This is a genomic window from Mesorhizobium sp. 113-1-2, from assembly GCF_016756475.1.
GTDB lineage: Bacteria > Pseudomonadota > Alphaproteobacteria > Rhizobiales > Rhizobiaceae > Mesorhizobium > Mesorhizobium loti_C.
In genome coordinates this window covers 2,762,968-2,775,195 of sequence record NZ_AP023242.1, presented here as the reverse complement: position 1 = coordinate 2,775,195, position 12,228 = coordinate 2,762,968, and the positions used below count along the sequence as shown (strand labels likewise).

Below are 12,228 nucleotides of genomic sequence, written 5' to 3'. Positions count from 1 at the left end.
TCAGTCAGCCCGTGGGATAGCTTTGGATTGGCCTGCGCGGACAACCGCGATGAAAGCGGACATGACTTTCTTGTGGAACGACGGACTGAATGCGCCGATGCGCGCACCGGGTTCGAAATAGGCTGAAGATTCCAGGATATCGTGGTTGTACTCGTCGACTATGACCCAAAGGGGGATAGGGTCAAGGCCGGCACGGCGGCGTTCAATTTCCGGAACGCCAACAGCGATGCGATCGCGGCCGGGCTGCGTTGAAGTGATTGCAAGGATAAAGACATTAGTGCCGCCGGCTTTCCCGGGAAGGACAGCCACGAAGGCGACAGGTCGTGTCTTGCGACCTTCGGTCTCGCCGTCTCCATGTTGGCGGTGCCACAGATATGGATATCGCCAGACGTCCGCGGCGACCGGTTTAATCACGGTCCAATTCCGCTGAGTATTCCTCGAGCATCTCGACATGTTCGGACGGGGCGTCCTTGGCCGCGTAAGCGCGGCGGCTGTCATTGACGAAGCGAGCCTCGTAAGCCTCGATGCTCATCAGGACGTATCTCGGCTTGTTGTGACGCGTGATGGATACGGGCTGCTGGCTGGCGGCCGCAAGCACGTCTCCAAGGTTCTGTTTCAGATCCGTCGATGGATAGTGTTTCATGGGCGCTCCGTTCTGCCCATTATAGACAAAATGGATAAAACAGACAAGCTTGAAAGGGCGAGACGGAGCGAGCACCTGCTTTGTCGACAGCCCGGCTGGGCTCCCTTATAAGGACCGGAATCGCAAGCAACCAGAGGCCTTCATGATCATCGTCACGGGCGGCGCCGGCATGATCGGCTCCAACATCGTCGCCGCGCTCAACGCCGAGGGCCATGACGACATCCTGGTCGTCGACGATCTCACAGACGGCCACAAGATCGCCAATCTCGCCGATCTGAAAATAGCCGACTATCTCGACAAGGATGAATTCCTGCCACGCATCGAGGCCGGGGGGCTCGGCCGCATCGAGGCGGTGTTCCACCAGGGCGCCTGCTCGACCACCACGGAGTGGAACGGCAAGTTCATGATGGAGCTGAATTTTGCTTATTCGAAGCGGCTGCTGCATGCCTGCCAGGCGCTGCGCGTGCCCTTCCTCTACGCCTCCTCCGCCTCCGTCTACGGCGGCGGTTCGGAGTTTCGCGAGGATCCGGCGCTCGAGCGGCCGCTCAACGTCTATGCCTATTCGAAGAAACTGTTCGACGACTATGTCAGGCGCACCGTCTTCGATACCGATCATTCGCAGGTCGCCGGCCTGCGCTACTTCAACGTCTATGGCCCGCGCGAGGCGCACAAGGGCGCCATGGCCTCCGTCGCCTTCCATCTGTTCAACCAGGTCGAGCGCGGCGAAAATCCGAAACTGTTCGGCGCCTATGATGGCTTCGGACCGGGCGAGCAGAGCCGCGATTTCATCCATGTCGGCGATGTCGCCGACGTCAATCTGTGGCTGTGGAAACGCGGCTCGAGCGGCATCTTCAACTGCGGCACCGGCCGCGCCCAGCCCTTCCGCGCCATCGCCGAAACCGTCATCGACACGCTGGGCAAGGGCGAGATCGAATTCATCCCCTTCCCCGACCACCTCAAGGGCAGCTACCAGAGCTTCACGCAAGCTGATATGTCCCGTTTGCGCGCGGCCGGTTATAATGGCCAATTCCGGACAGTCGAAACCGGTGTCAGAGACTATGTCGAATGGCTGAAAGCCCAACGATCCTCGTGATCGGCCCACGCTGGGTGGGCGACATGGTGATGGCGCAGTGCCTGTTCTCGGCGCTGAAGGAGCTCCATCCCAACGCCGCGATCGACGTGCTGGCGCCCGCCTGGGCCGCACCGCTGGTCAAACGCATGCCCGAAATCCGCCAGCAGATCGACTTGCCGCTGAAGCCCGGCGCGCTCGAATTCACCATTCGCCGCCGTTTCGGCCGCCTGCTGCGCGGCCGCTATGACATGGCCTATATCCTGCCGGGCAGCTGGAAATCGGCGCTGATTCCGTTCTTTGCCCGCATTCCGCGTCGTTTCGGCCATCTGCGCGAAATGCGCTATGGCCTTTTGACCGACATCGTACCGCTGCCGGACGCCGTGAAACGGCGCACCGCGCAGGCCTATTTTAGCCTCGCCAAGGGCGGCAGTTTCCGCGCGCCCCACCTGACCGTGGATGCCGGCAACCAGGCCACTTTGCTCGACCGTTTCGGGCTGGCGCCAGGGAAATTCGCGGCGTTAATGCCTGGCGCCGAATTCGGCCCGGCCAAGCGTTGGCCGAGCGAAAGCTATGCCGGTCTTGCCCGCGAATTCATCAATAAGGGTCTGAAAGTCGCCCTGTTCGGTTCGAAGAACGACCGCGACGTCACCGCGGAAATCGCGGCCCTTGCCCCTGGCGTCATCGACCTCGCCGGCCAGACGCGGCTGGAGGATGCCATCGACCTGATCGCGGCGGCAAGGCTGGCTGTGTCCAACGACAGCGGGTTGATGCATGTCGCGGCAGGCGTCGGCACGCCGATCGTCGCCGTCTACGGCTCGACCTCGCCTGAGAACACGCCGCCGCTGGCGGAGCGCCGCGAACTGGTCTGGCTGCACCTCTCCTGTTCGCCCTGCCACCAGAAAGTTTGCCCACTCGGCCATTTCAACTGCCTAAAGACATTGCAAGTCGGGCAGGTCGCGGCGGCGGCGGACCGGCTGCTGGAACTTTCGGCCGCGGCATGAAGGTCCTGATCGTCAAGACATCGTCGATGGGCGATGTCATCCACACCTTTCCGGCCGTCGAGGATGCCAGCCTCCACCGGCCGGACGTGTCCTTCGACTGGTGCGTCGAAGAGGCGTTCGCCGGCATTGTCGCGCTGCACCCGGCGATCGCAGGGATCCACACGGTAGCCATCCGGCGCTGGCGCAAGGCGCTGTTCAAGGGGGGCACCTGGCGCGAAGCGGCCGCGCTGCGCCGCACCTTGCGCGAATGCCGCTACGATCTGGTCATCGATGCGCAGGGCTTGCTGAAATCGGCCCTGGTGGCGCGCCAGGCGGGTGCGCCGATCGCCGGCTTCGACCGCTCGAGCGCGCGCGAACCCTCTGCAACGCTGTTCTACGACGTCACCTACGGCGTGCCCCGCGACCTGCACGCCATCGAACGGACACGGCGGCTGTTCGGGCTGGCGCTTGGCTATCAGCCCGATCTGTCGACGCTCGCTTCAGGCATCGTGCCGCCACCCGGCACCCTGACCGGCATCACCGGAAAAACCGCCTTCCTGCTGCACGGCACCAGCCGCGAGGACAAGAAATGGCCTGTCGAAGACTGGATCGGAACCGCCCGCCTGCTGGTCGAGCGCGGTATGGTTCCGGTCACCACATGGTCGAACGAGCGTGAGAAGTCTGTCGCCGAAGCCATCGCCAGGGCCGTGCCATCCACGGTCGTGGTGCCAAAGTCCCCACTGGCCGACATCGCCGCCATCCTCGGCCGCTCGACGCTGGTCATCGGTGCCGACACGGGATTGACCCACCTCGCCAGCGCCTTTGGCCTGCCAACGGTCGCGGTGTTCTTGGCGACCGAGCCAGGTTTGACCGGCCCGCGCGGGCCCTATGCGTCGACGCTGCTGGCCGCACCTGGTGGACGCGTGACGCCGGCTGAGGTCGTGGCGGAGGCAGAGAGGCTGCTCGCTCTTAAACCGCAGGCACCGGCTTAGGACCTTTTCAGAATTCGCTCTGGCGAGTCGAATAGCGTGGTTTTCGAGAACCGGAGCGGAGCGTACTTTAAAGTACGTGAGCACCGGAAGCGCAGAAAACCGCGCTAGTCGGCCGCCAGAGTAGAATTATCAAAAGGTCCTAGATGAACTGCACCTGGACGATCTCATAGCCCCTGGCACCGCCCGGCGCATTGACCTCGATGGCGTCGCCGACTTCCTTGCCGATCAGCGCCCGTGCAATCGGCGAGGAGATCGAGATACGGCCGGACTTCACGTCGGCTTCCTGGTCGCCGACGATCTGGTAGGTCTTCTTTTCCTCGGTGTCCTCGTCAACCAGCACGACGGTGGCGCCGAACTTGACCTTGTCGCCGCTGAGCTTGGTGACGTCGATCACCTCGGCGCGCGCGATCAGATCCTCGAGCTCGTTGACCCGGCCCTCATTGAGGCTCTGCGCCTCCTTGGCGGCATGATATTCGGCATTTTCGGACAGGTCGCCATGCGAGCGCGCCTCGGAGATCGCCTCGATGATGCGCGGCCGCTCTTCCTGCTGGCGCCAACGCAGTTCTTCCTTCAATGACGCGAACCCCTCGCCTGTCATCGGGACCTTGTTCATGATGCCTGACCTTTCCTGCCGCCACCCCCGCGTTCCGGGGGAGGCCTTGTCGTTGGGTACAAAAAGAAAACGGTCCGGCAGCCTCGGGCTAACGGAACCGTTTCACCGCAATTTGCCCCAATATAGCAATCTTCGCGGGTTTTTCACGCCCAAAAAAGCGGTTTTGCAAAAATCATCCCCGCTTTCACCAGAGGAGGCGGCTAATGAGGCAGGAGGCAATGAAAAAACGGCCGCGATTGCTCGCGGCCGCTTCGGCAAATCTTGGGGGGCCTGATCAGCTCCGCATGAAATGGTCGATCTGCTCGGACAGCATGCCGTATTCGCGCGATCCCTTGCCGGTGCGCTTCTCGATCTCCATCAGTTGCTGCTGGGCGCCGGCGAGATCGCCGATCTGCAGATGCGCCTCGCCGAGATATTCACGCACCAGCGTGTAATTGGGATCGATGCGCAGCGCTTCCTCGTAATAGCCGAGGCCGACGGTGACACGACCGGAATGGCGGTGCGAATAGCCGAGATAGTTGAGAATGCGCGGATCCTGCTTGTTGGCGGCAAGGGTGAGCACCGAGATCGCCTCGTCATAGCGCCCGGCCATCGCCAGCGCATGGCCTGCATCATAGATGCTGTCGTCGTCCAGCATGCCTTCCTGAGGTGCGACACACTTTTTCTTCTTCTTGTCCCAGACCTCTCCCTTCTTGCACTGGGTGACGGTCGCATCGCTGCCACCGCTACTGCCCGCCGCGAACACCGGGACGGCGAAGAACTGCAGCGCGACAAGAGCAGTCGCCGCCTGGATCAGCATTCTTTTATGCATCGAAGCCTCCTTGAGGGGTGAGAATAGAACACTAACGCCAAGCGCTCCGCGTTTCATCCCGGAAAAAAGCAGGGGTGGAGAACATCAGGTGACGGATGCCTGAAATCCGCTATCATCCGGCAAACGACTGACGGAGACGGCCCGTGCAGCGGCGGCTTGAAAAGGACTGGGAACTCTCGATCGGCCCCGACACCGTGCGCCTGTTTATCCTCAAGGCCAAGGCGCTGAGTGCCGCCGTCAACGAGGACTATGCCGACGGCGCCGAACACGAGATCGAATTCGACGGCGACACGCACGACAATCATCACCATGACGGCCTCGCCGAGGAAAGTTCGGAAAACCTGACCGAGGAAGAACTGCGCGAGCTGATCAATGACCTCAATGTCGATGAAGCCGCCGAACTGGTCGCGCTCGCATGGGTCGGTCGCGGCGATTATGACGCCGCGGAATGGGTGGATGCCGTGACGGCGGCGCGCGAACGCGCCAACAAGCGCACGGCCAAGTACCTGCTTGGCATGCCGCTGCTCGCCGACTGGCTGGAGGAAGGCCTCGAAGCGATCGGCGCGTAACGCTGCGGTAACCGATTGTGATCGGGGAAAGCGTCTGTCCAAGCAACTTCGGCATGCCGGCGCCGTTTCGGAGCGATGGCAACGCTGAGCTTTTCACGACTTTGCACCTTGGCGCTGCCTCTGGCGGCTGCGGTCCTGCTGGCGACGCCGGCCGACGCCAGACATCGTCACAGGCATTACCAGCCGCTATCCCCTCGGATGGATCAGTCGTCGACACAGCGTCTGGACCAGCCGCCGAGGGTCAAACAGCGCGTGAGAGCGCGGGGTAAGCAGCCGCCAAAGCAGGCGCCACAGGAAACCCAGGACCAGCAGACCTCGTCCGCCACTGTTCCGGTGCCTGAGCCACGTCCCGCACAAGCGCAAAAGACCGACGCCGCAACGGTGGAAGTGCAAAAGACGGAAGGGCCAAAGACCCCCGACGCCTCCAACCAGCTCAATGAGGAAAAGTCTCGTCAGGCAAAGCAGCCACGCCCCGAGCCGTCAGCCTCCGAACCCTCGGCCCGAGAGCCGTCAACCGAGACCGAAAGCGAACCTGAGCCCCCAGCCGAGGTGCCGATCCCGACACAAAGGCCCGACACCGCGAAACCTGAGGCTCAGCCGCCGACGGTGGCCCCGCAGCAGCCTGAAAAACCGGCGGATGCCGGCGACGAGAGGATGCTTCCCGATCCGCGCTCGGCCGACCGGCCCGGCGAAAAGATGCCTGCCGAGGAAGTCGCCTGCCGCGCACGGCTGAAGGCGCTCGGCGTCGAATTCGAGGAGCACAAGGCGGAAAGCAGTCCCGAAATCGGCTGCGCGATCCCCTACCCCATCATTCTGAAGTCACTTGGCAAGTCGATCGCGATTGCCCCTAGCACCGAGCTCAACTGTCCAATGGCCGAAGCGGCGGCGCGTTTTGCCGCCGACGTCATTCAGCCGGCGGCGAAAGCCGAATTCGGCGCCGACCTCAAATCGACCAACCAAGCCTCGGCCTTCGTCTGCCGGCCGCGCCACGGCACCCGGAAACTGTCGGAGCACGCCTTCGGCAACGCGCTCGACATCGCCAGCTTCACCTTGTCGGACGGCAGGAAGATCGAAATCAGCCCATCGCCGCCGGAAAAGGACGCGGAATTCCTCAACGCCGTGCGCAAGGCCGCCTGCGGTCCGTTCAAGACCGTGCTCGGGCCCGGCGCCGACGCCGACCACGCCTTGCACTTTCATCTCGATCTCGAGCCACGCAGGCATGGCGGCACGTTCTGCCAATAGGATCGCCGCCGCAATTCAGCCTCAGGCGTGAATGCGGGCGCTGAGTTTTCCTTTACCCTTGATCGTTAAAATGCCGGGTATCCAGAATCAGGATTCTGCAAATGGCCGGCAAATTTCGCGCCGTGTTTTCCGCCACCGCGCGCCAATCGAAACCCGCGACACTGCTGGCCGCCGGCCTTGCCCTAGCCGCGGTTTCGGCCTGCAACACCGGCAGCGTGCTGTCGCTGCAGCCTGCCGTCGATGTCGGCGCGCAAACATCGGCCGTACCGCAATATACGGGCATGCAGCGGCTTGTCCCCTCCAACCCCTACATGACGCAGGCCGCCTATCCGCGCATGGATACCCCGATGTCGCCGGTCGAACAGATACCGGCCAGCGAAATCGATTGCCGTCAGCAGTTGAAGCGCCTCGATGTCGCCTACACCGACCTGGCGCCGATCCATGAAGGCCAGTGCGGCATCGACTATCCCGTAAAGGTCACGGCCATCGGCAGTGTCGAGATGAAGCCCGCCGCGACGCTGACCTGCGACATGGCCGCCACCTTCGCGGCCTGGACAAAGAACGAACTCGTTCCCTCCGCCCGCTGGCGCTACTTCTCCGGCGTCAAGACCATCCACCAGGGCTCGAGCTATTCCTGCCGCAACATCGCCGGCGAAGGTGTCTTGTCCGAGCACGGCAAGGGCAATGCGCTCGACGTGATGAGCATCGAGCTCAACAATGGCGACGACATCGACGTGCGCAAACCCGGCCTGTTCGCCTTCCGCACGCGCGGCTTCCTCAACAATGTGCGTGCCGACGGCTGCCAGTATTTCACCACCGTGCTAGGGCCTGGCTACAATTACGACCACCGCAACCATTTCCACTTCGACATCAAGAACCGCAAGAGCGGGTACCGCGCCTGCCGCTAGCACTTGATCAGGCAGGCCCGACGCCGGAAGCGATGATGTGTCGTGCCACAAGATCCTGGATTCGCCAGAGGTTCCGGTCGTGGATACCGCTTTCCTCCAGCTTGCTGACGGTCCTGAACAGATACTGCGCCGACGAGCCCCAATGTCCGGCGGCCCGCGCCAGCGTGTCCGCAACCTGCTCCGGCGCCAGCCGTCCTGCATAGGCCCTGCCGCCCGGCGCGGCGACGAAGGCCAGGGCGCGTAGCGGACCGTCCCTTGTCTGAACCTTGATCCAGCGCGGCACATTGGTTGGCGGGTTGGCATCGATCTCGCGGCGCATCAACTGGCCGAGTTGTCCGAAATGATCTTCCACGGGCAGCCGGTAAACAATGCCGTTGCAACTGCCACCGCGGTCGAGAGCCAGCATCAGGGCCGGCAATTCGCGGGTCCCACGCCAGCGCGTCAGTTTCAGACAGAATGAGCGGTGCCATCCTGGCGCCGTGGCCGGGCGCTGCTCGACCGGTACGAATTCAGGATTCCAGATCAGCGAGCCGTAGGCAAACACCCACAGCGCTTCAGGCCGGTATTGTGACAAGAGTTGCTCGACAAGGCCGTCGAACTCCGCGTCGGTATGCTCGGCTGTTCCAGGCTCGGGGCCGGGATCCGGTTCGATGCGCTCCACCCGCGCGACAAGGTCGGCGGTCAACGCCATCGGTCCGCGGCCTGCCGGTTTCCCCTTCATTCCTGCCCCCACGCAAAAACGATGGCCGACGATAGACCGGCTGCGCATCGCTGGCCATTGATTTCCAGAGACCGTCAGGCAACAGATACCGCACGAATCGAGCCTCCTTCATGAGCCAACGAAGCCTTCGGCGACGCGCGACAATCTGGCTGGCGTCCTTGCTGGGCGCCTGGGTCGCGCTTGCCTATATCGCCGCGCCGGAATTCTGGACATTTCGCGAGCGCGGCTTTCGCGACCAGCGCTTCGAAATGGTGACGCACACGCCGCAAGGCATTCCCGGTGACCCGATCAATATCGGCCTTGTCGGCAGCGAGAGAGAGGTGGTCCATGCCTTCGCTATTGCCGGTTGGGACACTGCTGACGCCGTCACCTTGAGAACCGCCATCGACATCGGCGAAAGTGTCCTGTTTTCCCGCCCCTATCCCGATGCGCCGATGAGCCGCCTGCTGTTCGAAGGCCGCGCCCAGGATCTCGCTTTCGAAAAGCCGGTCGGCGACAGCGCCGACCGGCGCCACCACGTCCGTTTCTGGCAGACGGATACAGTCGGAGACGATGGCCGCCCGCTCTGGCTGGGTGCCGCCAGCTTCGATCGCGGCGTCGGCCTCAGCCACGACACGGGCGCGATCACCCATCACATAGGTCTCGACATCGATGCCGAACGCGACTTCCTGATCGGCGACCTCAACGCAGCCGGTCTGCTGGCATCGACCAGCGAGATGGCAGGCATCGGCGCCACCAAAACCGGACGCAATGGCGGCGGCGACCCCTACTTCACAGACGGCAAGGCAATCATCGGGGTGCTGAAGCAGCAGCAGTGAGAGCCCCGCGGCGAGATCCGTGCCGTCCGTGATAAAGATGAAAATGCGTGAGCTGCCCAATGCCATCGGGCCATGTCGCCTGAAAGACAGGTGTCATATTCTAAAAATGGCGGCCCGCTATTTTCGAGCAGCCCGCGGCAATGCTATTGAGCCCTCATGCTATACGTTGAAATTGCTATCGTGGTCGTCCTCATCTGCGTGAACGGCCTTTTGTCGATGTCCGAACTCGCTATCGTTTCATCACGGCCGGCACGCCTCAAGGCGATGATCGACCGCGGCGTCAACGGCGCCGGCCGGGCGCTTGAGCTTGGCTCCAACCCCGGCAAATTCCTGTCCTCGGTGCAGATCGGCATCACGCTGGTCGGCGTGCTTTCCGGCGCCTTCTCCGGCGCCACGCTGGGTGACCGGCTGTCGGTGTACCTGGCCTCGGCGGGCATGCGCGAAAGCGTCGCCGACCCGCTCGGCGTCGGCATTGTCGTTGCCATCATCACCTATTTCTCGCTGATCGTCGGCGAACTGGTGCCCAAGCAGATCGCGCTGCGCGACCCAGAGCGCGTTGCCGCCCGCGCCGCTCCGGCCATGACCATCCTCGCCACCGTCTCGGCCCCGCTGGTGTTCCTGCTCGACATTTCCGGCCGCGCCATATTGTGGCTGCTTGGCCAGCGCGGTGAAAGCGAGGAGAAGGTCACCGACGAGGAGATCAAGATGCTGGTCGCCGAGGCCGAGCATCACGGCACCATCGAATCCGACGAGCGGCGCATGATCGCCGGCGTCATGCGGCTTGGCGACCGCGCCGTGCGCGCGGTGATGACACCGCGCACCGAGGTCGACTGGATCAATCTGCAGTCCGACGACACGACGATCCGCAAACTCTTAATGGAAACCCAGCATTCGCGCCTGCCGGCCGGCGACGGCGGCGTCGACGTCATGGTCGGCGTCGTCCAGACCCGTGACGTGCTGGCCGCGATCCTTGCCGGCCGCACGCTCGACTCGCGCAAGCATGTGCGTGCCGCCCCCATCGTCTACGACCAGGCCGACGCGCTGGACGTTCTGCACAAGCTCAAGGAATCCGACGTGCCGATGGCGCTGGTACATGACGAATACGGCCATTTCGAAGGCATCGTCACGCCGGCCGACATCCTCGAAGCCATCACAGGTGTGTTCCGCGCCGACCTCGATGCCGGCGACGAGGAAAACGCAGTCAAGCGCGAGGACGGCTCATGGCTGCTTGCCGGCTATATGCAGGCCGACGAGATGGCCGACATCCTGGGCATCGACCTGCCCGAAAACCGCGACTACGAGACCGTCGCCGGCTATGTGCTGTCGCACATGCACCATCTGCCGGCGACCGGCGAATGCGTCGACGCGCAAGGGTGGCGCTTCGAGGTGGTCGACCTCGACGGCCGCCGCATCGACAAGCTGATCGCCACCCGCCTGCCCGGTAGCCAGCGCGAAGCGGTGCGCTGATTGTTCGGCCCTCGGCTTTTGGCCCTGGCGGTCATTGATGATAGGCCGGCGGATTGTCCGGCCCGCAACCTCTACCGCTCCGTGAAGGCGCGAGCGAAGGAATCGAGCATCGGCCGTGCCAGATACTCCAGGAAAGTCCGGTCGCCAGTGCTGATGAACGCCTCGACCGGCGTTCCGGGATAAAGCTGCTCAGGCTTCACGCCGGGCGGCAGGTCGGCGGCAATCCTGAGTTTGACGCGGAAATAGGGCTCATGTGTTGCCTCGTCGACGAGCCGGTCCGCGGAAATTTGTGCCACGGTGGCTGAGACCTCGGGGGTGAGCCGCATGTTCAAGGCGGACAATCGCAGTTTCGCCGGTTGGCCGACACGGACCTGATCGACGTCTTTCGGGCGCAGCCTTGCATCGACAATCAGACCCGGCGCCGTAGGCAGGATCTCCATGATCTTTTCACCGCGCGCAATCACGCTGCCCCTAGCATTGTAGGTCGAGGACACAACGATGCCGGCAGCCGGTGCCTTGATCGTCGTCCGCCGCAACACCGCCTCGGCCGCCCTGACCTGTTCCTCGACGTCGGCCAAGTTGGAACGAACCTCGTCCAGCTTCGTCAGCGCCTCCTCCATGCGTTGCGTGGTCAGGCGCTCGGTCTGCTCCTGGGCTTCGACGATCTGGGTGTTGGCCACTGCGAGATTGGCCTCCAGCGCCCCGGCCTGCCCGACGAGATCGGCCTCGCTGCGCAAAAGCTGCGAGTATTCGGTACGATTGGTGAGGCCCTTGTCCAGCAGGCTGGTCTTGATGCCGAGCTCCTTCTTCACGATTTCGGCTTGTTGCTGAATGGCCTCTTTCTGGGACTGCAATGCCACGACCGACTGCCGATGCATGGCTACGCGTTGGGCGAGGATCGATTGTTCCGAGCCGAACCGGGCGAGTCTGGCGTCGAATTCCTTTTGCTGTTCTCGAATCAGGGCTTCGAAATCGGCCTGGAGCGATGCTGGCGCCGGTTTGGTGATTGGCGCCAGCCTGTCCAACCCGTCGCGTTCCGCCTCCAGCCGCGCCGCACTCGCCCTGAGCGCGATCGACTGTCTCGTTAGCCGGTTGAGCTCGGCCTGCGCGGCTGTCGGATCCAGCACGATCAGATCCTGGGCCTGTTGCACGCGATCGCCGTCATGGACCAGCAACTCCTTGATGATGCCGCCCTCGGGATGCTGGATCAGGATGTTTCCGCCGGTCGCCGAGATCGTGCCTTGTGTGATCACCGCTCCGGCCAAGGGCGCGCTGACGGCCCAATAGCCAAGGCAACCCACCAACAGGGCTGTTGCCGCGTATCCGGCGAATGCCACACGCCTTATGTCGGTACGCGGGTTGCCCTCCCAGGCGAGGCTCTGCGCTGCCATC

The 12,228-nt window shown here is 63.3% G+C and carries 15 protein-coding genes; 9 read left to right on the top strand and 6 right to left on the bottom strand.

Features of this window, described 5'->3' with window-relative positions; translation table 11 throughout:
* Complete coding sequence (locus JN279_RS13300; protein ID WP_342216371.1) at positions 1-414, bottom strand: hypothetical protein; 414 nt, start codon at positions 412-414, stop codon at positions 1-3.
* Complete coding sequence (locus JN279_RS13295) at positions 407-643, bottom strand: type II toxin-antitoxin system Phd/YefM family antitoxin (RefSeq protein WP_096449180.1); 237 nt, start codon at positions 641-643, stop codon at positions 407-409. Before JN279_RS13295 ends, JN279_RS13300 begins: the two co-directional genes overlap by 8 nt.
* 142 nt (positions 644-785) lie before the next feature.
* Here JN279_RS13295 and rfaD point away from each other — a divergent pair, with 142 nt between their 5' ends.
* Genes rfaD through waaC form a run of 3 tightly spaced genes read left to right on the top strand, consistent with a single transcriptional unit; the run spans position 786 to position 3,687 of the window.
* Positions 786-1,736 (top strand): ADP-glyceromanno-heptose 6-epimerase, encoded by a 951-nt coding sequence (gene rfaD, locus JN279_RS13290; protein ID WP_096457736.1) that lies wholly within the window; start codon positions 786-788, stop codon positions 1,734-1,736.
* The gene (gene waaF / locus JN279_RS13285; RefSeq protein ID WP_096449182.1) at positions 1,709-2,716 is read left to right on the top strand and encodes a lipopolysaccharide heptosyltransferase II; all 1,008 of its coding nucleotides are present in this window, start codon (positions 1,709-1,711) and stop codon (positions 2,714-2,716) included. Before rfaD ends, waaF begins: the two co-directional genes overlap by 28 nt.
* Positions 2,713-3,687: a lipopolysaccharide heptosyltransferase I gene (gene waaC, locus JN279_RS13280; protein ID WP_096449184.1), complete on the top strand. Its 975-nt coding sequence runs from the start codon at positions 2,713-2,715 to the stop codon at positions 3,685-3,687. The genes waaF and waaC overlap by 4 nt, the downstream gene beginning before the upstream one ends.
* Before the next feature lie 139 nt (positions 3,688-3,826).
* Here the strand turns inward: waaC and greA are convergent, their stop codons facing one another.
* Positions 3,827-4,300: a transcription elongation factor GreA gene (greA, locus tag JN279_RS13275; protein WP_008877613.1), complete on the bottom strand. Its 474-nt coding sequence runs from the start codon at positions 4,298-4,300 to the stop codon at positions 3,827-3,829.
* Between greA and JN279_RS13270 the strand changes: the two genes are divergently transcribed.
* The gene (locus tag JN279_RS13270) at positions 4,299-4,574 is read left to right on the top strand and encodes a hypothetical protein (protein ID WP_202352977.1); all 276 of its coding nucleotides are present in this window, start codon (positions 4,299-4,301) and stop codon (positions 4,572-4,574) included. The genes greA and JN279_RS13270 overlap by 2 nt on opposite strands.
* On the opposite strand, the gene JN279_RS13265 is transcribed toward JN279_RS13270, so the two are convergent.
* Positions 4,575-5,111 carry a tetratricopeptide repeat protein gene (locus tag JN279_RS13265; protein WP_095201798.1) on the bottom strand — a complete coding sequence of 179 codons (537 nt, stop codon included), beginning with the start codon at positions 5,109-5,111 and terminating at the stop codon, positions 4,575-4,577.
* Positions 5,112-5,254: 143 nt separating this feature from the next.
* On the opposite strand from JN279_RS13265, the gene JN279_RS13260 reads away from it, so the two are divergent.
* The 3 genes from JN279_RS13260 to JN279_RS13250 all read left to right on the top strand — a co-directional run bounded on the left by JN279_RS13260 (position 5,255) and on the right by JN279_RS13250 (position 7,830).
* Entirely contained in the window at positions 5,255-5,680 is a 426-nt protein-coding gene (locus JN279_RS13260) for a DUF3775 domain-containing protein (RefSeq protein WP_096449186.1), read from the top strand.
* Between the two features lie 198 nt (positions 5,681-5,878).
* A complete protein-coding gene (locus JN279_RS13255; protein WP_096449188.1) occupies positions 5,879-6,922 on the top strand; it encodes an extensin family protein in 1,044 nt (347 codons plus the stop codon).
* A 101-nt stretch (positions 6,923-7,023) separates the two neighbouring features.
* Positions 7,024-7,830 carry an extensin-like domain-containing protein gene (locus JN279_RS13250; protein WP_096449190.1) on the top strand — a complete coding sequence of 269 codons (807 nt, stop codon included), beginning with the start codon at positions 7,024-7,026 and terminating at the stop codon, positions 7,828-7,830.
* Between the two features lie 7 nt (positions 7,831-7,837).
* Here JN279_RS13250 and JN279_RS13245 read toward each other — a convergent pair whose 3' ends face one another.
* Positions 7,838-8,551, bottom strand: coding sequence for a gamma-glutamylcyclotransferase (locus JN279_RS13245; RefSeq protein WP_096449192.1), 714 nt, complete (start codon positions 8,549-8,551; stop codon positions 7,838-7,840).
* A gap of 110 nt (positions 8,552-8,661) precedes the next feature.
* Here JN279_RS13245 and JN279_RS13240 point away from each other — a divergent pair, with 110 nt between their 5' ends.
* On the top strand, positions 8,662-9,369 hold the full coding sequence (locus JN279_RS13240) for an LssY C-terminal domain-containing protein (protein WP_202352976.1): 708 nt from the start codon (positions 8,662-8,664) through the stop codon (positions 9,367-9,369).
* 156 nt (positions 9,370-9,525) lie between these two features.
* The gene (locus tag JN279_RS13235; RefSeq protein ID WP_096449196.1) at positions 9,526-10,836 is read left to right on the top strand and encodes a hemolysin family protein; all 1,311 of its coding nucleotides are present in this window, start codon (positions 9,526-9,528) and stop codon (positions 10,834-10,836) included.
* A gap of 71 nt (positions 10,837-10,907) precedes the next feature.
* Here the strand turns inward: JN279_RS13235 and JN279_RS13230 are convergent, their stop codons facing one another.
* A complete protein-coding gene (locus tag JN279_RS13230) occupies positions 10,908-12,227 on the bottom strand; it encodes an HlyD family type I secretion periplasmic adaptor subunit (protein WP_202352975.1) in 1,320 nt (439 codons plus the stop codon).
* Position 12,228: the final 1 nt, after the last annotated feature.